The following is a 21,472-nucleotide window of genomic DNA, read 5'->3' on the forward strand; positions in this document are numbered from 1 at the left end:
GTTGGTGCCACCCAACCGCTATCGAATACGATGCCCATCAACCTGTTTCTGGCCGCCCAACTGGCGGCGCTCTTCGCACTCGGCGTCACCGGACATGCCGCCGGCCAGGACCGGGGCGAGCATCCCGGCTCATCCCCGAGACCGCGGGCGCGCGAGGCCGGCGTCGCGCCCGGCATTCTGCAGCCCGGGCCGTTGAACGCCATCACCGATGTGGCCGGCGTGCGGGTGGGGCATCTGACGCTGACGGGCGAGGGGGTGCAGACCGGGGCGACCGCCGTCCTGCCGCACGCGGGCAATCTGTATCAGGACAAGGTGCCGGCCGGGGTCGTGATCGGAAATGGCTACGGGAAACTGATGGGCATCAGCCAGATCCAGGAACTCGGCGAGATCGAGACGCCCATCGTGCTGACCAACACCCTGTCCGTGCCGCAGGGGGCGGAGGCCGTGCTGGACTGGACGCTCGAGCAGCCGGGGAACGAGGAGGTGCGGTCGGTCAATGCCGTCGTCGGCGAGACGAACGACGGCTTTCTGAACGACATCCGCCGGCGCGCCCTGCGGGCCGGGGCCATCCGCGAGGCGATCGACGGCGCGGCGACGGGGGCCGTGCCGGAGGGCAACGTGGGCGCCGGCGCCGGGACCGTAGCTTTCGGGTGGAAGGGAGGTATCGGCACGAGTTCGCGCCGGCTGCCGGACGGGCTCGGCGGCTACACGGTCGGCGTGCTCGTCCAGTCGAATTACGGTGGGATCCTCCAGATCATGGGGGTGCCCGTGGGTGAGCGTCTGGGGCAATATTTCCTCAAGGAGGCGCTCGATCGGGGCGACGCCGACGGGTCGATCATGATCGTGGTAGCCACCGATGCGCCGCTGTCGGATCGCAACCTGACGCGGCTGGCGCGGCGGGCGCTGTTCGGCGTGGCCCGAACCGGGTCGCCGATGACGAATGGGTCCGGCGATTACGTGATCGCGTTCTCGACGGCGGAATCGGTCCGCCGCACGCCGGCCCGGCGGTCCGCGCCGGCGCTGTATGAAGAGCTGGGCAACGACCAGATATCGCCGCTCTTCGAAGCGGTGGTCGAGGCGACGGAGGAGGCCATCTACAATTCGCTGTTCAAGGCCGAGACCGTGACCGGCCACCGCGGGACGGTCGAGGCGCTGCCGCTGGATCGGGTGCTGGAGATGCTGCGGTGAAGCGTGAGCGCGCTTCGCGGGCGGGCAATGCATCCTTCGGATGGGGCATGAGCGCGCTTCGCGCGCGGTCAGTGCATCCTGCGGATGGGGCATGAGCGCGCTTCGCGGGCGGTCAGTGCATCCTTCGGATGGGGCATATGCGCGCTTCGCGCGCGGTCACTGGTCATTGGGAACCTGTCTGGGGGAGCGCGTTCGACCGATGACCGATGACCGATGACCGATGACCGATGACCGATGACCGATGACCGATGACCGATGACCGAGCTTGAACTTTGCGCTAAACTCGCCGGCTCGGCCCTGCGGCGAAACCCGTTCGAGGGGCGCCGCGTTGATTTGCACTTCCAGGTTCAGTAGCTTGGCGCGCCTGCCGAACGCACCGGCCGAACGCATCGGTGGCATTCGGGTCTTGCGGCATGCTGATGGATCCCTTGCCCGGTCGTCTAATGGCAGGACAGCGGCCTTTGGAGCCGTATGTGGAGGTTCGAATCCTCCCCGGGCAACACCGCGCCGACGATAGCAGCACCGACTTCGCGGTTATCACTCCGATGTCTGCTCGCCCCGAGGAGACACGCGTGCGCCATCACGCACACGCCCATCGTACGCAGGCCTTGCCGAGCACCCGGCATCAGGGCCTGCGGTTTCTTTATTAAGCGTCAATCAGGGCACATGCTAACGTCGTTCAGGGGCCATCCGATCACGCTGTTTGCGGGGCGGTCCAATCCTATGCTGGCCGAGCGTATCGCGGAAGCGTACGGTCAGAACCTGGGTAATCTGATTATCAAGAAGTTTTCCGACGGAGAGATCTATTGCCGCTACGACGAGTCGATTCGCGGCACGGATCTGTTCATCATCCAGAGCACATGTCCGCCCGGCGACAACTGGATCGAGCTGCTCCTGCTGATCGATGCCGCCAAGCGGGCCTCGGCGGCGCGGATCACGGCGGTTATCCCGTACTTCGGCTATGCGCGGCAGGAGCGCAAGGATCAGCCTCGCGTCTCGATCGCGGCCAAGATGATGGCCAACATGCTGACCGTCGCCGGCGTCGACCGCATTCTGACCATGGATTTGCATGCACCGCAAATTCAGGGATTTTTCGACTTGCCGGTGGATCATTTATATGGGTCTGCTGTTTTTACGGACTATTTTCAGGCCCTCAACCTGACCAATCTGGTCGTGGTCGCGCCCGATATCGGTGCCCTCAAGATGGCCCGCGCCTATGCCAAGCGGCTCGGGGCGGATCTTGCGGTGATCGACAAGCGGCGGCCCCGCCAGAACGAAGCCGAGGCGATGAACATCATCGGCGAGGTCGAGGGGAAAAACGTGCTGATCATGGACGACATCGTCGACACGGCCGGCACGTTGACCAGCGCCGCCCAGGCGCTCCGCAATGCGGGTGCGCTGGAGATCATGGCCGCCTGTACGCATCCGTTGCTGTCCGGGCCGGCCTACGATCGGATCGAGTCGTCCGCGCTGACGCGGCTGGTGGTGACGGATTCGATTCCGTTGCCGCGGCCATCCCCGCGTATCGAGGTGGTCAGCGTGGCCGGCATTTTCGCCGATGCGATCCGTCGCATTTACACGGACGAGTCGGTATCTACGCTTTTTTTGCCCTAAACACGTAACCGAGGCCGCGACGCGAGCGGTACCGGCGGCTGCGCCGGCGCTTGTGCGGTATCCAAGCCATGGAATTTAGAACGATCGAAGCCTCGCCGCGCGGGGTTGGTAAAAAGGCCGTACGGCAGATCCGGCGCGAAGGCAACGTACCCTGCGTGCTGTACGGCCACAACGTCGAACCTCAGACGTTCAGCATGCCGGCGTTCGGCCTGTTCCAGCTCGTCCGCTCCGAAGAAACGCACCTCGTCAAGATCGACCTGGGCGGCAAGAGCTGGGAGTGCATCCTGAAGGAGATCATCTATCACCCGGTGTCTGACGAGCCGATCCACGCGGATTTCCAGGTGCTCCAGCGCGGCGAAAAGATCACCGTCCAGGTGCCGATCCGGTTCATCGGCACGCCGAAGGGCCAGATGGACGGCGGCGTCACGCAGCACGTGCTCAACGAGCTCGAAATCAGCTGCCTGCCCAAGGACATCCCGGGCCACATCGACATCGATGTCGCCGGGCTGACGATGGGGCAGTCGATCCATATCCGCGATCTGAACGTGGAAAACATCGAGTTCGTCGGGGTGCCGAGCCAGACCATCATCGCGATCCTGGCGCCGCGCGTGGCGACCGATGCCGGCGAAGGCGAAGCCGCTCCTGCGGCGGAAGCCGACGCTGAGTGATCGATTGATCCCTCATCGTCGAGCCATCGCACGCCGTCCTCGGCGCGCCGGCTCGATCGGGGAACGGCATGGCTCGCTCGAAACGCCTCATCATCGGCCTCGGTAACCCGGGTGCCGAATACGCCGATACCCGGCACAACGTGGGTTTCATGGTCGTCGATGCCCTCGCAGCCTCGACCAAGACAACGCTCTCGATGGAGGCTGGTCCTGTCCTGATGGGATGGACCAGCCTCCGCGGCTTTTCTGTAGGCTTCGCCAAACCACTCACGTACATGAACCGGAGCGGCGGCGCGGTGAAGGGGCTCCTCAAGCGCCACCAGCTCGCGCCGGCCGATATGCTGGTCATTGTGGACGACATCCATCTCGATATGGGCGCGGTAAGAATCCGCCAGAAAGGGTCGTCGGGAGGACACAATGGAGTGCAGGATATTATAGATAGCCTCCAGACCACCGATTTCCCTAGGATCCGCATTGGTATTGGCAATGATTTTCCCCCGGGCAGGCAGGCCGATTATGTGTTATCGCCCTTCGCCGGAAGCGAACGGCCCGCGATCGAAGAAGCCGTACGCATCGCACACGATGCGGCGCGGGTTTTTGTCACCGACGGCATTGTGACCGTGATGAACAGATTTAATAGTCGATCCAGCGCGGAACGCGGGTGAAGTTGCGAAAACAATATGCCATAAGCGTTGTAAAAGCGCTTTTTTGTGCCTGAAAGCCCTATCGGGAATGTCCGACCATATGGTCTCGTATGGCGGCTCGCTGACGCATAGTTAAGGTTGATTCTGGTTTTTTTTATGGATACATCGATTACACCCTATCTCATACCGGTAGCCGGTATCCTGGCGTTGTTCTACGCCTTTCTGAAGACCCAGTGGGTAAACAGGCAGGATCCGGGCACCGAACACATGCAGGAAATCGCGGCCTCCATCGCCGAAGGGGCGCGCGCGTTTCTTCGCCGCGAGTACCGGGTGCTGGCCGTATTCGTGCTCGTGGTGGCCGTGCTGCTGGCGGTCGCGAACATGGCGAACCCCAACTCCTCGTGGTTCGTGGCGGTATCGTTCGTGATCGGCGCGCTCTGTTCGGCAGGCGCCGGCTTTATCGGCATGAACGTCGCCACCAAAGCCAACGTCCGCACCACCAATGCGGCGCGGACGGGGCTGGCGCAGGCGCTGAACGTCGCGTTCTCCGGCGGTCTGGTAATGGGCCTGTCCGTCGTCGGGCTCGGGCTCTTCGGGCTCGGCACGCTGTTTCTCGCCTACGACAACCTGACGGACTGGGACACCATCAAGATCATCAACGTGGTGACCGGCTTTTCGCTGGGCGCGTCCTCGATTGCGCTCTTCGCGCGCGTCGGCGGCGGGATCTACACGAAGGCGGCCGATGTCGGCGCCGACCTCGCCGGCAAGGTCTACGAAGGCATTCCGGAGGATGACCCGCGCAACCCGGCCACCATCGCCGACAACGTGGGCGACAACGTGGGCGACGTGGCCGGCATGGGCGCCGACCTCTTCGAGAGCTATGTCGGTTCGATCATCGGCACCATGGTGCTCGGCGCCGGCGCGACGTTTGTGTCGGGCCTCCAGGCGGAAGGGGCTTCGGCCCTCGGCGCCGTGATGCTGCCGCTCGCGCTCGCCGCGGTGGGCATTATCGTATCGATTCTTGGCTCTTTCTTCGTCAAGGTGAAGGAAGGCGGCAACCCGCAGCGGGGCCTCAATACGGGCGAATTCGGCGCGGCCGGCGTCATGGCTGTCGCCTCCTACTTCATCATCCGCCTGTTTCTTCCCGAGTCCTGGGTCATGGACGGCGTCACCTTCAGCTCCACGGGCGTATTCGTGGCGGTGCTGATCGGCCTCGCCGCCGGCGTCCTGATCGGACTCGTCACCGAATATTACACCGCGACCGATACGCGGCCCGTTCACGGCATCGCGCGGCAGAGCCTCACCGGCGCCGCGACCAACATCATCGCCGGCCTCGGGGTGGGGATGTTCTCCACGGGGATTCCGGCGCTCCTGCTGGCATTCGGCATCATCGGCGCGAATCACTTCGCCGGGCTCTACGGGATCGCCATCGCAGCGCTGGGGATGCTTTCCGTGACCGGCATTCAGCTCGCGGTGGACGCGTACGGCCCGATTTCGGACAACGCCGGCGGCATCGCCGAGATGGCCGAACTGCCGCATGAAGTCCGCGAACGCACCGACAAGCTCGACGCCGTTGGCAACACGACGGCCGCCATCGGCAAGGGCTTTGCCATCGGTTCGGCGGCGCTCACCGCGCTCGCCTTGTTCGCCGCGTTCATGCAACAGGCGGACGTTCGGACGATCGACGTCTCCCAGCCCGTCATTCTGGCCGGTATGCTCATCGGGGCCATGCTGCCCTATGTCTTCAGCGCCATGGCGATGGGCGCCGTCGGCCGCGCGGCCGGCGACATGATCAACGAAGTCGGCCGGCAATTCCGCGAAATCCCCGGCCTTCGCGAGGGCAAGGCCAAGGCCGACTACGCGCGCTGCGTGGATATCTCGACCAAGGCCGCCATCCGCGAAATGATCGCTCCGGGTCTCCTCGCGGTCATCGTGCCGGTCGTCGTCGGGTTCGTCGACAAGAACATGCTCGGCGGTCTGCTCGCCGGCGTGACCGCGTCCGGCGTGCTGCTCGCCATCTTCCAGTCCAACGCCGGCGGCGCCTGGGACAACGCGAAGAAGCTGATCGAGAGCAAGGTCACGTTCGACGGCGTCACGTACGGTAAGGGCAGCGACGCGCACAAGGCGGCCGTCACGGGCGATACCGTGGGCGATCCGCTCAAGGACACGAGCGGCCCGAGCCTCAACATCCTGATCAAGCTGATCGCGGTCGTCTCGCTGGTGATCGCGCCACTGCTCTGACCCTTCCGGGTCTGGACAGGCTATGAGGTCCGATGCATGTTCATTCATGGGTCGGACCTCTTTTTTTGGTATGGTCTGGTGTTTGCCACCCCGCCTCCTGGGTAGGGTTCGTGGAGCCATGACCGCCCAACTTTTCGCGCGATGGGTCGTTTCAGCGGTCTCCATGAAACACTCGCCGGCTTTGGGTGTGGGTACTACCTGCCGGCGGGCGAACGACGTGCCGCGCGGCATGCGAATGCGATGAGCGCCGTTCCCTGGTTCGGCGTCAGTGATAGAAGACGATCGGTGCTTCGTAGCGATCGGTCAAATGCGGGAAACAGCCCGAAGGAGCGTATCTATTATGGCGAAGGTTGACGTGAAAATGCCCAAGATGGGCGAAAGCATCACCGAAGGCACGGTAATCGTCTGGCACAAGAAGCCCGGCGAGCGCATCGAGCTGGACGAGCCGCTGCTCGAAATCGGCACGGACAAGGTCGACACCGAGGTGCCGGCCTCTGCCGCCGGGGTGCTGCACCAGATCCTGGTCGAAGAAGGAGCCACCGTGGAGGTGGGCACCGTCATCGCCGTTATCGAAACGGAAGCGGAGGCCGCCGTCGAGGCTGCCCCGGCTCCGGCGCCCGCGGCTCCGAAGGCCGAGCCCGTGGCCCCGAAGGCCGAGCCCGCGGCTCCGAAGGCCGAACCTGCCCCGCAGCCCGCGCCGGCCGCCGGCGGAGGCAAGGTTGTCGTGGTCATGCCCAAGATGGGTGAGAGCATCACGGAAGGGACGATCATCGCGTGGCACAAACAGCCCGGCGACGCCGTGGAGCTCGATGAGCCGCTGCTGGAGATCGGCACGGACAAGGTGGATACCGAGGTGCCGGCCGTCGCCGCGGGTACGCTCGAACGCATCCTGGTGGCCGAGGGCGAGACGGTCGCGGTAGGCACCCAGCTCGCCATCATCGCCACCGGCGCTGGCGCCGCGGTGGAAGCCCCGGCGCCGGCTCCCGCGCCCCGCGCCGAGGCCTCGGGCGACGGCGCGCCGCCGGCCGCTCCCGCACCGACGCCCCGCGCGGTGGCTGCCCCGGTCGAGGCCGAAGAAGCAGCCGACGGCCGCTTCCTGTCCCCGCTGGTGCGCTCCATCGCGGAGAAAGAAGGCCTGACATCGGCCGAACTCGCCCGGATCGCCGGCAGCGGACGCGACGGACGGATCACCAAAAAAGACATTCTCGCACACCTCGAGAACCGGCAGCAAGCGCCCGCCGCCGCACCCGCGCGCCCCGCGCCGGCGCCGGTGGTTGCTCCGTCGCGGACGGACGTGGTGGCCGGCGAGCGGGTGGAGATCGTCGAAATGGACCGCATGCGGCAGATCATCGCCGAGCACATGGTCCGCTCCAAAGCCACCTCCCCGCACGTCACGTCGTTTGCGGAGGTGGATGTGACCAACCTGGTGCAGCTGCGCGAGGCCAACAAACAGGCGTTCCAGGCGCGCGAGGGCATCAAGCTGACCTTTACGCCGTTCATGGTGCAGGCGGCCGTCGAGGCGCTGCGTGAACATCCGATCCTCAATGCGTCGGTCGACGACAAGCGGATCATCATGAAGAAGGATTTTCACATCGGCATCGCGGTGGCGATCGACGCGTCGCGGCTGGTCGTCCCGGTAATTCGCGACGCCGGCCAGAAAAACCTCGCCGGCCTGGCCCATGCGGCCAACGACCTCGCGACGCGCGCGCGCTCCAAGCGGCTCCAGCCCAACGACCTGCAGGGCGGGACGTTTACCGTGACGAACATCGGTTCCGTCGGCAGCCTGATGGGCACGCCGATCATCAACCAGCCCCAGGTGGCCATCCTGGCGACCGGCGCGATCAAGAAGCGCCCGGTGGTGCTGGAGGACCCGAAGCTCGGCGACGTTATTGCGATCCGTCACATGATGTACATCTCGCTCTCGTACGATCACCGGATCATCGACGGCGCGATGGCGGCCTCGTTCCTGCGCCACTATGTCGGGATTATGGAGGGCCACGACCCCCGCGCCACGGTTTAACGCACTTTTTGTTCGGATTTCTGAATTCCGTTATTGAAAAAGTAAAATAAACGCCGTTCCTTTGGGCCGGCGTTTTTTTTTGCGCCTTCACGTCGGCAGGTCCCCGGGACCTCCGCCTCGTTCCAATGACGAACGCCGCGCCAGCAGCCCGCGGCAAGACTACATGGCCAAAACCACACCGGCAGAGACGTCCCTTAAGCTATCCGTGTCCGAACTCAATCGGCGCATCGAGGATTTTGTCAAGGAGTACCTGAAGGAGAAGAGCCCGGAAACGACGGGCACGTACCGTCGCTCCCTCAACGAGTTCGAGCGCTGGTTCGCGCGGGAGTCGGTCGACTTCCGTTTCGGCGTCGACGATGTCGAGGCCTACAAGGCGTATCTGATGGGGGAGCGCGGGCTGCACCAGGTATCGGTATCGACCTATCTCACGGCGCTCCGCCGGCTCTGCCAGTACCTGGTGGATATCGGCTTGCTGGGGGAAAACCCGGCCCGCTCGGTCAAGGGGAACCGGCGTCCCAACACCCATTCGCGCGCCGTGCTCACCCAGGGCGAGATCGATCAGCTGATCGAGAAGATGGAGAACGTGTCGCAGATCGGCAAACGGGATGTGGCGCTGATCAACATGATGCTGTTCGCCGGCCTCAGCGAGATCGAACTCATCCGGGCGAACGTGCAGGATCTGGAGCAGACGCTGCTCGGCTGGTTCCTGCGGGTTCAGGGCAAGGGGCGCACGGTCAAGGACCAGCAGGTGCCCATCGATCCGCATGTGATGGAGCGGTTGCAGGACTACATGGCCACCCGTCAGCGCGTCCATCCGGACAATCCGCTGTTCGTGTCGCACGGTCACCGCTCGGAAGGCCAGCGCCTCAACACGCGCTCGGTCCGCAGCCGGATCAACCTGCATCTGAAGGACGCCGGCATCAAGCGTCGGGGCGTTACGCCGCACAGCCTCACGCACACGGCCGCGCTGCTCTGGCTCAACAACGGCATGACGCTCGAGGAGGTCCGCCAGCGTATGCGGCACGGTACGCTGGAGACGACGATGATCTATTTCAAGAAGCAGGGGCTGCTCAATCTGGATCCCGAGGAGCTGAAAAAGCTCAACCTGTAGGCCGCATGAGGCGGCGCCGGCGGACGGTAACGGATCGTTTCGAGGTCCCGGATGGGTGCCGCAACCCCTTCATCGATCCCTGCGGGATGAACTCGTGGGCCGGTCGGATACGTAGCTTTTGTGATTGACGACCCCATTTTTTACCTGATCGCCATCGTTGCCATCCTGATATCGGGCATCGCCAAAAGCGGGTTCGGCGGAGGGCTCGGCATCCTGGCGGTTCCGTTGATGGCGCTCCGCGTCGAGCCCGGGCGGGCGGCGGCCATCCTGCTCCCCATTCTTTGCGTGATGGATGCCGTGAACATCTGGCATTACCGCAAGAGCTGGGATCCCGCGAACATCAAGATCATGCTGCCGGCGGGGCTGCTCGGCGTGTTGATCGGGGCCTTCACGTTCCGTTACCTGTCGGACGCGCACATCCGCATCCTGATCGGCCTCATCGCCATCGTGTTCTCGATCAACTTTCTCCGGAAGCGGGATGCCGACGCGCCGGCGCGCGGCCCGAGCGTCGCGCGGGGCACCTTCTGGGGGTTGATCGCGGGCTTCGTGAGCTTCGGGGTGCATGCCGGCGGCCCGCCGGCGAACGTCTACCTTCTGCCGCAGCGCCTCCCCAAATCGCTCTTCGTCGGCACGCTCGTGGTCATGTTCACGATCATCAACTTCGTGAAACTGGTGCCCTACGCCATGCTCGGCCAGCTGAGCGCGAGTAACATGTCCACCTCCCTGATCCTGTCGCCGCTGGCGCCGCTCGGCGTCTGGCTGGGGCTTCGGCTGCATGCCGTGGTCGACGAGCGGTGGTTTTATCCGCTCGTGTACGCCTTCCTGTTCATGACCGGCGTCAAGTTGCTCTACGACGGCCTTTCCGGGCTCTGAAATCGGGAACGCAGAAGATGTGTGCGAGGTATGTGTGATGGATGCCGGACGATCGCGTGAGACTCGGCATTGGAGGAGGATTTGAGGAAGACAGCAACATCTCTTTTTCAACCGGGGATACGGTGCGGTACGCGCTCGTCGATTGCAACAATTTCTACGTCTCCTGTGAGCGGGTTTTTCGGCCGGAGCTGAACGGCCGGCCGGTTGTCGTATTGTCCAACAACGACGGGTGCGTCATCTCGCGTTCGTCCGAGGCCAAGGCGCTGGGGATCGCGATGGGTGCGCCGTATTTCCAGATCCGGAAAGAGCTGGAAAAGGCCGGCGTGGCGGTTTTTTCGTCGAACTACGCGCTCTACGGCGATATGTCGGCCCGGGTGATGAGCGTGCTGGGCGCGTACACGCCCGAGATCGATGTGTATTCGATCGACGAAGCCTTTCTCGAGCTTCCCGACGGGGCGGACGCCGCGGAAGTGCGCGAGGCGGTGTGGCAGCATACCGGAATCCCCGTCTCGATCGGCGTGGGGCCCACGCGGACGCTGGCGAAAATCGCAAACCGACGCGCGAAGGGCGGGCCGGCGGGGGGATCCTACGAGCTTCCGACGGGATCCCAGCTCGATGCGATCCTCGCGGAGACGCCCATCGAGGGCGTGTGGGGCATCGGCCGGCGGTGGACGCGTCTGCTCCGGAAGGAACGCATCGCGAACGCGCTGGCGCTGCGCGACCAGCCGGATGCCTGGGTGCGCAAGCACCTCTCGGTGGTGGGGTTGCGGACCGCGCACGAACTGCGTGGCCGGCCCTGCATCCGGATGGAAGATCAACCCGCCCGCCAGCGCAGCAAGATGTGCACGCGGTCGTTCAAGCGGCCGGTGAGCGAGATCGGGGAGCTTCAGGAAGCCGTCGCCCTCTTCGCCTCCCGCGCGGCCGAGAAGCTGCGGCGCGAGCGGCTCGCGGCGTCGATGATGCAGGTGTATATCACGACGAAGCGGCACGGCGCCGGCCCATCCTACACCAACAGCACCACCGTGACCCTGCCGGCGCCCACGGATTATACGCCCACGTTCGTGCAGCAGGCCCACGCCGCGCTCGCCCGCATCTACAAACCGGGCTATCCCTACCGGAAGGCGGGCATCTGTCTGTTCGGCCTGACGGCCGGCGGCGCCCTCCAGCAGGATCTCTTTGCGCCGCGCTGCACGCGGAACGACACCGCGCTCATGCAGGCCATGGATGCGCTGAACCAGCGGTATGGCCGGGGGACGCTCTTCCTCGCCGCCGAGGGCATCGAAAAGCCGTGGGACATGCGGCAGGACTTCCTTTCGCCGCACTATACCACGCGGTGGGATGATTTGATGGCGGTGCGGTAGGGCGCGGAACCGAATCGGTCAGAAGTGATCATACGACTATTCCGATTCACCCCCCAGCATCCCTGTTATCCGACCATGCCTCACTATTCCCGCCGTGATTTTCTCAAGACGGCCGCCGCCGGCGCGGCCGTGGCCGGCCTTCCGGCTTTGCGCCCCATCGAACGCACCCGCTCGGCCGACTCGCTCGGCATCGCGCTGGTCGGGCTCGGCTACTATAGCACCGATTTGCTGGCGCCCGCGCTGCAGGAGACGACGAACGTCCATCTCGCCGGCATCGTGACGGGGACGCCGGCCAAGGCGAAAGCCTGGCAGGAGAAATACGCGATCCCGCAGCGGAATATCTACTCGTACGAGACCTTCGACAAGATCGCGGACAATCCCGACATCGACATCATCTATGTGGTGCTGCCGAATGTCATGCACAGGGAGTATGTCGTGCGGGCGGCTCGCGCCGGCAAACATGTCATCTGCGAAAAACCGATGGCCATCACGGAAGCCGAATGCGCCACGATGATCGAGGCGTGCGACCGGGCCGGCGTGACGCTTTCGATCGGGTACCGGATGCAGTACGAACCCACGACCCAGCACGTGATGCGCAATGCCCGGGAGAAAACGCACGGCGCCGTGCAGTTCGTGACCGCCGGCTCGGGCTATCGCGAGGGGCGGCCGGACAACTGGAAGGTGAAGAAGGCGATGGGGGGCGGCGCCATGATGGACATGGGCGTGTATTCGCTGCAGGCGTGCCGCTACGCCGCCGGCGAGGAGCCCGTCTCGGTATCCGCCCAGACGTTCACCACGCGTCCGCAGATCTTCAAGGACGTGGACGAAATCACCGCGTTCCAGCTGCAATTCCCGAGCGGCGCCGTCGCCAACGCCCATACCAGCTTCGCAAACAGCATGAATCACCTCGAAGTGCGCTACGAGCGGGGATGGCTCAAGCTGGATCCGTTCCAGGCCTATGGAGGCATCAAGGGCTCGACGCACGAGGGGCCGCTCAACTACCCGCAGCGCAACCAGCAGGCAACGCAGATGGACGAGGTGGCGGACTGTATCGTCAACAAGAAGCCCATGCGCGTCCCCGGCGAAGAAGGGATGCGGGACATGCGCATCGTCGAGGCCATCTACCGATCGATTGCCGCCGGCGGGACGAGGATTAAGCTGGGATGAGCGCCCGTTGGGCGCGGTTGTGGCGCCCTTTGGGCGCGGTCATTGGTCATGGCGCCCTTTGGGCGCGGTCATTGGTCATGGCGCCCTTTGGGCGCGGTCATTGGTCATGGCGCCCGTTGGGCGCGGTCATTGGGCATGAACGACCGGAGGTCGTGTCATGAGCGCCCGTTGGGCGCGGTCATTGGACATTGGTCATCGGGCACTGTGCATGGGGAACCTGCCTGGAGCGACGCGTTCGACCAGTGACCAGTGACCAGTGACCAGTGACCAGTGACCAGTGACCAGTGACCAGTGACCAGTGACCAGTGACCAGTGACCAGTGACCAGTGACCAGTGACCGCTCACACGGTCGGTTCCCAGCCTGGTTCGTACTCGCGGCCCCACATCTGCTTCATGATCGTGTCGTTTTTGACGTGGCCGTTGGTCGGGTCGCATTCCAGGGTCATGCCTGTGTACTGGGCGACATTGCCCAGGTGGCAGAGCAGGACGCTCTTGTGGCCGGTTTCGATGGGGGTGTTGAGCATCTTGCCGTCGGTGACCCCGTCCACGAAGTTCCTGATGTGGATGTCGGTGAGGCCGTCGGCGCCTACGGTATTGAGGGCGTTGGTGGTTTCCTTGCGCATGCGGCGCTTGATCTCCTTGCCGGCCAGGTCGTAGACGATGTAGCCTTCACGGTCCAGCAGGACGGTGCCTTCCGTGCCGTGGATCGTCGATCCGCGGCCGCGGTCGTAGAACGGCATCCCGTTGCAGCTGCGGCCTTCCCAGGTGATGGATTTGCCGCCGGCGAAGTCGAAGGACATCACCTGCGTGTCGTAGAACTCCCAGTCGTCGTTGAAGTGGTAGCGGCCGCCGGAGGAGGTGACGCGGGTCGGGTAATCGACGCCAAGCGCCCAGCGGCAGACATCGACTTCATGCGTCCCGTTGTTCAGCGCTTCACCCGTTCCCCAGTGCCAGAACCAGTGCCAGTTGTAGTGGATGAGATTGTCCTGGTAAGGCCGGCGCGGTGCCGGACCCTGCCATAGCTCGTAGTCGAGCCAGGAGGGCACTTCGGCGATCTTGCCCTTGCCGATGGAGCCGCGGGTGTTGGCGTACCAGCATTTGGCGTAGCGAGCCTCGCCGATCAGCCCCTCGCGGATCGCCTGGATCACTTCGATCGACTCCGGCGCCGACCGCTGCTGGGTGCCCATCTGGACGACCTTGCCGTATTTCTTCTGGGCGGCGATCAGGAGTTCGCCTTCGCGCGGGTTCTGGCCGCACGGTTTTTCGACGTAGACGTTTTTTCCGGCCTGCAGGGCCATCAGCGCCGCCGGCGTGTGCCAGTGGTCCGGCGCCGCGATGACGAGGGCGTCGATGTCGTTGCCGTCCAGCAGGGTCCGGAAATCCTTTACGCCCTTCGGCTCGCGGTCCTGGCGCTCACGCACATCCTTGACCGCCTTCGCGATCGCGCGCTCGTCGACATCGCAGATAAAACCGACTTCAGCCCCCGGCGTCAGCGCGAACGAATTGGCCAGCGCGCCGCCCCGGCCGTTCACGCCCATGACGGCGACGACGAGTTTGGCGTTCGGCGATGCGGGGCGTCGCAGGCCCTGCAGGGGACCGGTCAGGCCCAGCCCGAGGCCGGCGGCTGCGGCGGTCTTGACAAATGTGCGGCGATCGACGGGTTGCGACATGGGTGACCTCTTTCGGTTCTGATACATGGACAATGGAGCGTGGTGCGCCTCTCCCGGGTTCGGCGTGAGGCCGCGCTGGATCTCCGTAATTTCCGGCACGACGGACGCGCGACAGCCTCGTGCGCGCCAGGGCGGGCCGCGAACAAACTACGAATTGAATTCCAAAGATTGAGCGCTCCGTCCGCTCTTTTTGAATGAGTGGTGCGGTGGCGCCTTGCGCGGTGGCGGCGTCCCGGGAAAACCCCGCGTTCCCGGCGCCTCGCGTGTCCGGGCTGCGGCCAGGCCTCGCGCACCCTGGCGATCCGATTAGCCCATCCAGAACCATGCGATGCACGATCACCCATCAAAAACACGGTTTTTCGGGATAAAACCGGCATCAGGCATCCCGCATCACACCATCGATTCGCCATCGAGCACGGGCGTGCAGGAAAAAGTGCAGGGTTCTTACTTATCGAAGCGCAATGGGCGCCGATGATGGAAAGAACACGTCTTTCTTTTCAAATAGCCTGTTCACATCATGACTCGCTCATGGAATGCTCGTCTTCTCGGACGCTGCGGCACGATCGCCCTTCTCGCCGGGTTGACCGGATTTGCTGCCTCGGGGTTCGATCCTTCGCAACCTCTTTTTGTCGGGGGAACGCTGGTTGGTGCACTGTTGACGCTGGCTGCCGTCGTGGTGACCGCGCGTTCTACGTCGGAGACGCCGGCGGCCTCCGCTACGGTGTCGCCTAACGCCGAAACGCGGACGGGACATGTGCTCGAAGTCATGCTCCGTATCCTGGCGCAGACCAGCCAGGAAGAGACGGTTGACGACGCCATGCGCACCTTCCTCAAGGGCATTCGCGAACAGCTGAAAGCGCAGTACGGCGCCGTGACGGTGTATAACCTGAACGGCGAGCTGACGAACTTTCTGCATATGGGTTTTACGGAAGAACAGCTTCGCCGCATGACCCGTCAGCCGGAAGGGCGCGGCCTGCTGGGCTATATCCTGAAGGAACAGAAGTTTCTGCGCCTCGACGACATGTCGAAGCATCCGAATTCAACCGGCTTCCCGAGCGAACACCCGGCGATGAAGTCGCTGCTCGCCGGCCCGATCACGCACAAGGGCCGCTCGCTGGGCAGCATCTATCTGTCCGAACGCACGGACGGCAAGCCGTTCTCGGAGGAAGACGAAAGCTTCCTGCGCGTCGCCTGTACGGTGGCCGCCGTCTTCATCAACGAGAAGTATGCGATTCGTGACAAGCAGTTGATGCAGGAAGAAGCGAGCGCGCTCGCCGGCATCATCGACCGCCTGTCCCAGGGCGACTTCGCCGTCGAAGTGGATCCGCATGCGGAGAACGAAACGATCAGCCTCATCCGCCGCAAAACCTCCCAGATGGCGAGCAACCTGCGCAAGCTGATCCGCGAACTCATCCAGGTGGCCCAGACGCTGACGGATACCTCGCATCAGATTTCGACCACGGCCGAGAACCTGGCGCACGGCGCCCAGCAGCAGTCGATGCAGGCCGAGGACGTCTCGGCCGCCGTCGAGGAGATGGCCCAGACGATCGCGGACAACGCGAACAACACGTCGATGACGTCGGATATGGCGCAGAACAACGGCCAGGTCGCCCAGGAAGGCGGACACGTCGTGCACCAGACGGTGGAGGCCATCCGCAAGATCGTCAACATGGTCAACGAATCCGCTGCCACGGTCGAGCGCCTCGGAGACTCGAGCCGGCAGATCGGCGAGATCGTGTCGGTGATCGACGAGATCGCCGACCAGACGAACATGCTCGCGCTCAACGCGGCGATCGAGGCCGCGCGCGCCGGCGAACACGGCAAGGGCTTCGCCGTCGTGGCCGATGAAGTGCGCAAGCTCGCCGAACGGACGTCGAACTCGACGCAGGAAATCAGCCGCATGATCAAGACCGTGCAGACCGAAACGCAGCAGGCGGTCAATGCCATGCGGCGCGGCAGCACGGAAGCGGCGCAGGGCAACGAGTACGCCGAGCAGGCGAGCAGCGCCCTGGAGAAGATTCTGATCGAGACGCAGAAGGTGGTCGACATGATCACCCAGATCGCCACGGCGACCGAAGAGCAGTCGGCCACCAGTACGGTGATCGCGCAGAATGTGGAAACGATGGCCGTGCGTCGTCGGAATCCGCGAAGGGTGTCGCCGGCACGCCGAGTCGAGCGCGACCTTCAGGAGCTGACCGATCAGCTCGGCACCATCGTGAGCCGGTTCAATATCGGCGACCGCCACACGACGACCGCTTCGGCGGAGGTGCACGCCCACGCCTGAGTTAGCCCCCCTGCTTGCCTCCCGTGTAAAGAGGCCCCGGCAATTGCCTGGGCCTCTTTTTTTTGTTGCCCCGGGGCGTGTGGGTCGGGGATGTGAGGATTTGGGGGAATCGAGCGGGTGCGGTCGCCGGCTGTATCTTTTTCCTCCCGTCGCACGAATAGCCTGATATCGTTGCTCAACGAAGCATTCGCATCTGGTAGGAATTCGTTATGAAGTACATGGGGACCCGCAAGGGAATCGTTTTCGCGGCGCTGATGCTGCTGGCTGGCTCGGCCCAGGGGCAGAGCCTCGACCTGGCCGTCAAAGGGAATGGAATCAGCTTCGGCGACTCGCGCCGGATCAATGGCATCCGCTTCAACTTTCAGGATCGCCGGCTCGAGGAGGTCAATGGCCTCAACGTGACGATCTGGTCGCCCAAATCGCCGGCCCGGGGCGTCGTTTCCGGGGTGGCCGTGGGCCTGCCGATGACAGGGCGGCGTCTCTCCGGCATCTCGTTCGGGGTGCTGGGGGTGGGGGCGGAAGAGCGTGTCTCGGGGATCATGCTCGGCGGGCTGGGCATCGGGGCCGGTGAGGATCTGGTAGGCATCGGTATCGGCGGGCTCGGCGCCGGCAGCGGGGGCAGCGTGCGCGGCGTGATGCTGGGCGGCCTCGGCGTGGGCAGCGGCGAGGATCTCCACGGCATCGCCATGGGCGGTCTGGGCGCCGGTAGCGGCGGCGACGCGATCGGCGTGCTGATCGGCGGACTGGGCATCGGCGCGGGAGAAGACCTGAAGGGCATCGCCATAGGGGGACTGGGCGCCGGCGCGGGCAATGATGTGGTCGGCTTCCTCTTCGGTGGCCTCGGCGTGGGGGCGGGGGAGGATCTCACGGGCATCGCCATCGGCGGGATCGGCGTGGGCGCCGGAGGGACGCTGCGGGGTATCGCCATCGGCGGCGTCGGGGTGGGCGCGCCGACGGTGCGCGGTCTGCTGGTATCGGGAATCGCCGCGGGGAGCGAGGACATGGTGGGTATCGCCGTCGCGCCGGCGTATATGCGGCTGGAGGCCGGCGGCACGTTTACCGGCGTATCGGTGAGCGCCTACAACCACATGAAGGGCCGGCAGAACGGGTTGTCCATCGGCATCCTGAACTATGCCTGGTCGCTCAACGGCATCCAGCTCGGGGTGCTGAACTTCGCCGGCAACAACCGGAAAGGGCTCCGCTGGCTGCCCTTCGTCAACGCGCACTTCGAGTGATTTCGGGAGGGCGTTGGATACGGGATGCAGGATGCTCGATCGGAGATCTGCCGCCCGGTGATCACGAGGCGGCGTCCGGCAGGAGCACGACGCGGAAGCCGATCCGGTCCGTACGCACGAAGGGGTAATCGCTACCGCGCGCGGCGCAGCGGACATCCTGGGGGGCATTGAGGTAGGATCCGCCCCGGAGGGTGCGGTACAAGCCCTCCGCGACCGCGGGATCTGCGACGCCCCGCGGGGCGCGCTGGGTATAGGCGTCGGCCGCAAACGCGTCGGCGCACCACTCCCACACATTGCCGAGGAGGTCGTACACGTTCCACGCGTTGGGCTGTCGGGCGCCGACGGGATGGGTGTCGCCGCGGCTGTTGGCTTCATACCAGGCATGGGCGTCGAGGCCGGCGGGGGCATCCCCAAACGGATAGATGGTATCCGAGCCGGCGCGGCACGCGTATTCCCACTGTGCCTCGCTCGGCAGCGCGTACCGTTTCCCGGTGTGGCGCGACAGCCACGCGCAGAAGGCCATCGCGTCGTCCCAACTCACGTTGACGACGGGGTGCGATTCCTTGCCCTCGATGGCGATCGTTTGCCAGTGGTCGGGCTGGCGATGCCCTGTGTCGTTGATGAACGGGAGATATTCCGCGTTCGTCACCGGGTACTTGCCGATGCCGAAGGCGCTGAGCGCGACCTGATGGCGCGGCATCTCCATTTTCAGCGCCTCGGACGGCAGGCCGATGCGGCGCAGCGCCGTCGCCTGGCCTTCGGACGTCCCCATCGGGAACGAGCCGGCCGGGATGGCGACGATCTGGGGTTCGATGGGCCGGGCGAGCGGGGCCTGCCGGCGTTCGCGCGCAGGCGCCTCTGGTTCGGGCATCTCCGTGCGCTGCGTGAGGGTGAAATAGCGCGTGAGTTCGTCAGCCGGCAGCGCGTTGAACTGATGGGCAGCGTCGGCGCTGTGCGCGAGCAGGATGCGCCGTATCGTGGCGTTGCGGGCGAAGGGTTTCAGCGCCGGCGCCAGTTCCTCGTAGCGAGCCTCGTCCTTCAGCTGGCGCGACGCGCTCGGGATGTCCTCAGGGTGTTCGAGGTGACGGTAGTAGGCCTCCAGATCGCGCATGAGGTGGGGCATGCGACGGAGCTGTTCGTACAATTCGGGCTCGATCTGCTGGATGGCAACGATCTTGGCCAGACGCACGGCGCCCAGCCCGGCCCGTGAGGCCAGCTTCCAGAGCAGCAGGAAGGTATTGACGGTGCGCTTGACCTGGCGCGGGCTTTCGCCCATGCCGGCGGCGAAGATGTCGCCGCAGGCGGACAGGGGCTCCGGCATCATGTTGCGGACGAAGCTTCCCATCACCCCGGGTTCGATGGGCGGGATGCGGAACGGCACCTGGATGATCTTCTCCAGATAGCTGGCCCCGTCGATCGCGAACTGCCGGTCGTCGGCGCCGCGCTCCCGGTATTTCATCTCGATGCCGCGCGCGATCACGTCGCGGTCCAGCCCGAGCACGAAGATGCAGCCCTCCACATCCATGAACAGCTTGATCGCCTCAAGCACCTCGATCGCCTTTTCGGGCAAACACCGGTCGAGGTCGTCGATGAACACGACGAGCCGGCGTCCGTGCCAGGTCAGGACCTTGCGGATGAGCTGCTCGAATTCGTCCTGGAATTGTTCGAGCGACTGGATGTGTTCGCGGTGCACGGTCTGGCGGGCGCGCCGAACGCCCTCGAACAGCTGCTCCATGTCGTCGCCGGCGAGTTGATCCTGTGCTTTTTCGAGCAGTTTCGGCAGCAGCGGGCCGATCCCCGGGAGCATGTTGAGGCCGAGATGAACGAGCCCCTGCCGGCGCCCCTGGCCACCTCGCCCCACTGGATTTCCAGCTTGCCGAGTTCCTCCCGCTCGACGACGCGGTACAGGCTCCGTTCCAGGTCGTCGAACTGCTTTTGAAAGGTCGTCTCGCTGACATGCGGCAGGTGCCGGATGGTGTGAAGCACCCGCAGCACCAGCGCACGCCACAACGCGTCTTCCCGCTCGTATTTCCAGGCATCGAACCAGACGACGGCGTAGTCGCTCGCGTTCGGAAATTGCTCGGCCACGGGGCCGGTCTCGAGGGCGCGCTGCATCATGCGCATCATCGACGTCTTGCCCGATCCCCAGGGACCGAAGACGCCGATGGTCAGCGGCGTGTCGGAGTCGGGATCGGCGACGACCTCGGCGAGGGCGCGGACGTAATCGGAAACGTTGAGGCGATCGACATCGGTGTAGCGATCGCTGATGATCGTCGGGCGTTGGGACATGGGCTGCACTGTTTATGCAGCCGAAGATACGACGCGCCGGCGGCCGGCGGATGCGCCGCTGGCGCTAAATCTGGAAGATCCAGGTCGTCATCGCGCGCATGCCCTGCACGACGGTCGTCTTGAGGGGATCGAGCAGGGCGCCGCCGAGGCGGCGGGTGGCGTCCATGAGCAGCGCCTCGTCGACCAGGAACCGGTCGGAGCCGTCGGGCAGGCGGTGCCAGCGGTCGTGCTGGGGGATGACGAGATGCTCGACGCCGATGGTCGAGGCGAGCCGGGCGAAAAAGAGGCCGCCGGGCCGGAGCACGCGCGCCATGTCGGCCGTCATGGCCTCGAAGTGCGCCTCATCCCGGGCGAAATGCAGGACGGCGCTGCAGACGACGGCGTCGAAGTGGTCGTCCGGGTAAGGAGGGCCGCGAGATCGGCGGTCTCGAAACGGCGATCCGGGTCCGCGACGCCGTGCTGGGCGGCGAGCCGGCGGATCGACGCGATGGCGCCGTCCTGCTGGTCGACGCCGTAAACGTCGAAGCCCTCCTGCATGAAATAGACGAGATTGCGTCCGCGGCCGCAGCCGGCGTCGAGGAGGCGCCGGCGGGCGTCGAACCGTCCGCGCAGGATCTGATCGAACAGATAGATGTCGATCTGTCCGAACTGCCGGAGCAGCCGGGACGCGTTCGATTCAGTGGGCATCAGACGGGCGTGCTGTGAACGGGCTCTTTCCCGGCATACCAGTCGCGGAGCGGGGTGAGGTACACCATGACGAGGGCGATGACGTTCAGCGTCGTCCCGATTGGCGCATACCACAGGCCGGCGAGGAGCGCGATCGTGAAGGCGACCCGCCCCCAGCCGAAGCGGCGGAGAAAGGCGAACGTGAGCCAGATGAGCAGAGCTCCGTAGGCGATGAAGACGAAGTTGACCGTCGAGCCGTTCGGGTCGAGGCCGGCGGCCGTAACCCAGTCCGACCACGCGCCGAGCAGCAGGTGCCGGCCGTTGGACAGGCCGTAGATGCCCTCGACGAGCATGAGACCGCCGTTGATGAGGGTGATGGCGAGGACGAACCATCCGATCCAGGGCACGGGACTGTTCTGGCGTGTGGGCATGGGTGTGGTGAGC

General features: G+C 64.9%; 18 protein-coding genes and 1 tRNA gene. 13 read left to right on the forward strand and 6 right to left on the reverse strand.

Going from position 1 to position 21,472, the window contains the following annotated elements:
* The first annotated feature begins 30 nt into the window (after positions 1-30).
* From R2834_14385 to R2834_14435, 11 genes are all read left to right on the forward strand, one after another.
* Positions 31-1,188 (forward strand): P1 family peptidase, encoded by a 1,158-nt coding sequence (locus tag R2834_14385; protein ID MEZ4701522.1) that lies wholly within the window; start codon positions 31-33, stop codon positions 1,186-1,188.
* Positions 1,189-1,617: 429 nt separating this feature from the next.
* Positions 1,618-1,688: transfer RNA gene (locus R2834_14390), tRNA-Gln, on the forward strand.
* A 166-nt stretch (positions 1,689-1,854) separates the two neighbouring features.
* Complete coding sequence (locus R2834_14395; GenBank protein ID MEZ4701523.1) at positions 1,855-2,802, forward strand: ribose-phosphate pyrophosphokinase; 948 nt, start codon at positions 1,855-1,857, stop codon at positions 2,800-2,802.
* 68 nt (positions 2,803-2,870) lie between these two features.
* Positions 2,871-3,470, forward strand: a complete 600-nt coding sequence (locus R2834_14400; protein MEZ4701524.1) for a 50S ribosomal protein L25 — start codon at positions 2,871-2,873, stop codon at positions 3,468-3,470.
* 68 nt (positions 3,471-3,538) lie between these two features.
* On the forward strand, positions 3,539-4,132 hold the full coding sequence (gene pth, locus R2834_14405; GenBank protein ID MEZ4701525.1) for an aminoacyl-tRNA hydrolase: 594 nt from the start codon (positions 3,539-3,541) through the stop codon (positions 4,130-4,132).
* A gap of 135 nt (positions 4,133-4,267) precedes the next feature.
* Positions 4,268-6,352, forward strand: coding sequence for a sodium-translocating pyrophosphatase (locus tag R2834_14410; GenBank protein ID MEZ4701526.1), 2,085 nt, complete (start codon positions 4,268-4,270; stop codon positions 6,350-6,352).
* Between the two features lie 340 nt (positions 6,353-6,692).
* Positions 6,693-8,372 carry a 2-oxoglutarate dehydrogenase, E2 component, dihydrolipoamide succinyltransferase gene (sucB, locus tag R2834_14415; GenBank protein ID MEZ4701527.1) on the forward strand — a complete coding sequence of 560 codons (1,680 nt, stop codon included), beginning with the start codon at positions 6,693-6,695 and terminating at the stop codon, positions 8,370-8,372.
* A 205-nt stretch (positions 8,373-8,577) separates the two neighbouring features.
* Positions 8,578-9,483, forward strand: a complete 906-nt coding sequence (locus tag R2834_14420) for a tyrosine-type recombinase/integrase (GenBank protein MEZ4701528.1) — start codon at positions 8,578-8,580, stop codon at positions 9,481-9,483.
* A gap of 120 nt (positions 9,484-9,603) precedes the next feature.
* Complete coding sequence (locus R2834_14425; protein ID MEZ4701529.1) at positions 9,604-10,356, forward strand: sulfite exporter TauE/SafE family protein; 753 nt, start codon at positions 9,604-9,606, stop codon at positions 10,354-10,356.
* A 56-nt stretch (positions 10,357-10,412) separates the two neighbouring features.
* Complete coding sequence (locus R2834_14430) at positions 10,413-11,717, forward strand: Y-family DNA polymerase (GenBank protein MEZ4701530.1); 1,305 nt, start codon at positions 10,413-10,415, stop codon at positions 11,715-11,717.
* Positions 11,718-11,792: 75 nt separating this feature from the next.
* The gene (locus tag R2834_14435; GenBank protein ID MEZ4701531.1) at positions 11,793-12,884 is read left to right on the forward strand and encodes a Gfo/Idh/MocA family oxidoreductase; all 1,092 of its coding nucleotides are present in this window, start codon (positions 11,793-11,795) and stop codon (positions 12,882-12,884) included.
* Positions 12,885-13,225: 341 nt separating this feature from the next.
* Here R2834_14435 and R2834_14440 read toward each other — a convergent pair whose 3' ends face one another.
* Complete coding sequence (locus tag R2834_14440) at positions 13,226-14,554, reverse strand: Gfo/Idh/MocA family oxidoreductase (protein ID MEZ4701532.1); 1,329 nt, start codon at positions 14,552-14,554, stop codon at positions 13,226-13,228.
* Between the two features lie 655 nt (positions 14,555-15,209).
* Between R2834_14440 and R2834_14445 the strand changes: the two genes are divergently transcribed.
* Together R2834_14445 and R2834_14450 are read left to right on the forward strand one after the other, a co-directional pair.
* Positions 15,210-16,838: a methyl-accepting chemotaxis protein gene (locus R2834_14445; GenBank protein MEZ4701533.1), complete on the forward strand. Its 1,629-nt coding sequence runs from the start codon at positions 15,210-15,212 to the stop codon at positions 16,836-16,838.
* Between the two features lie 209 nt (positions 16,839-17,047).
* Positions 17,048-18,073 carry a hypothetical protein gene (locus tag R2834_14450; protein ID MEZ4701534.1) on the forward strand — a complete coding sequence of 342 codons (1,026 nt, stop codon included), beginning with the start codon at positions 17,048-17,050 and terminating at the stop codon, positions 18,071-18,073.
* 61 nt (positions 18,074-18,134) lie between these two features.
* Here the strand turns inward: R2834_14450 and R2834_14455 are convergent, their stop codons facing one another.
* The 5 genes from R2834_14455 to R2834_14475 form a co-directional block, all read right to left on the reverse strand.
* Positions 18,135-19,808, reverse strand: a complete 1,674-nt coding sequence (locus R2834_14455; GenBank protein ID MEZ4701535.1) for an SUMF1/EgtB/PvdO family nonheme iron enzyme — start codon at positions 19,806-19,808, stop codon at positions 18,135-18,137.
* Positions 19,694-20,362 carry a P-loop NTPase fold protein gene (locus R2834_14460; GenBank protein MEZ4701536.1) on the reverse strand — a complete coding sequence of 223 codons (669 nt, stop codon included), beginning with the start codon at positions 20,360-20,362 and terminating at the stop codon, positions 19,694-19,696. Before R2834_14460 ends, R2834_14455 begins: the two co-directional genes overlap by 115 nt.
* A gap of 64 nt (positions 20,363-20,426) precedes the next feature.
* The gene (locus tag R2834_14465; GenBank protein ID MEZ4701537.1) at positions 20,427-20,687 is read right to left on the reverse strand and encodes a hypothetical protein; all 261 of its coding nucleotides are present in this window, start codon (positions 20,685-20,687) and stop codon (positions 20,427-20,429) included.
* Complete coding sequence (locus tag R2834_14470; protein MEZ4701538.1) at positions 20,684-21,049, reverse strand: methyltransferase domain-containing protein; 366 nt, start codon at positions 21,047-21,049, stop codon at positions 20,684-20,686. The genes R2834_14465 and R2834_14470 overlap by 4 nt, the downstream gene beginning before the upstream one ends.
* Complete coding sequence (locus R2834_14475; protein MEZ4701539.1) at positions 21,049-21,459, reverse strand: hypothetical protein; 411 nt, start codon at positions 21,457-21,459, stop codon at positions 21,049-21,051. Before R2834_14475 ends, R2834_14470 begins: the two co-directional genes overlap by 1 nt.
* Positions 21,460-21,472: the final 13 nt, after the last annotated feature.

The organism is Rhodothermales bacterium, from assembly GCA_041391505.1.
Taxonomy (GTDB): Bacteria; Bacteroidota; Rhodothermia; order Rhodothermales; family JAHQVL01; genus JAWKNW01.

Excerpts from the sequence above, each read along its gene's own strand:
- R2834_14385 (MEZ4701522.1), top strand. The coding sequence starts at position 31 with ATGCCCATCAACCTGTTTCTGGCCGCCCAACTGGCGGCGCTCTTCGCA.
- R2834_14395 (MEZ4701523.1), top strand. The coding sequence starts at position 1,855 with ATGCTAACGTCGTTCAGGGGCCATCCGATCACGCTGTTTGCGGGGCGG.
- R2834_14400 (MEZ4701524.1), top strand. The coding sequence starts at position 2,871 with ATGGAATTTAGAACGATCGAAGCCTCGCCGCGCGGGGTTGGTAAAAAG.
- pth (MEZ4701525.1), top strand. The coding sequence starts at position 3,539 with ATGGCTCGCTCGAAACGCCTCATCATCGGCCTCGGTAACCCGGGTGCC.
- R2834_14410 (MEZ4701526.1), top strand. The coding sequence starts at position 4,268 with ATGGATACATCGATTACACCCTATCTCATACCGGTAGCCGGTATCCTG.
- sucB (MEZ4701527.1), top strand. The coding sequence starts at position 6,693 with ATGGCGAAGGTTGACGTGAAAATGCCCAAGATGGGCGAAAGCATCACC.
- R2834_14435 (MEZ4701531.1), top strand. The coding sequence starts at position 11,793 with ATGCCTCACTATTCCCGCCGTGATTTTCTCAAGACGGCCGCCGCCGGC.
- R2834_14440 (MEZ4701532.1), bottom strand. The coding sequence starts at position 14,554 with ATGTCGCAACCCGTCGATCGCCGCACATTTGTCAAGACCGCCGCAGCC.
- R2834_14450 (MEZ4701534.1), top strand. The coding sequence starts at position 17,048 with ATGAAGTACATGGGGACCCGCAAGGGAATCGTTTTCGCGGCGCTGATG.
- R2834_14455 (MEZ4701535.1), bottom strand. The coding sequence starts at position 19,808 with ATGGAGCAGCTGTTCGAGGGCGTTCGGCGCGCCCGCCAGACCGTGCAC.
- R2834_14460 (MEZ4701536.1), bottom strand. The coding sequence starts at position 20,362 with ATGTCCCAACGCCCGACGATCATCAGCGATCGCTACACCGATGTCGAT.
- R2834_14465 (MEZ4701537.1), bottom strand. The coding sequence starts at position 20,687 with ATGACGGCCGACATGGCGCGCGTGCTCCGGCCCGGCGGCCTCTTTTTC.
- R2834_14470 (MEZ4701538.1), bottom strand. The coding sequence starts at position 21,049 with ATGCCCACTGAATCGAACGCGTCCCGGCTGCTCCGGCAGTTCGGACAG.
- R2834_14475 (MEZ4701539.1), bottom strand. The coding sequence starts at position 21,459 with ATGCCCACACGCCAGAACAGTCCCGTGCCCTGGATCGGATGGTTCGTC.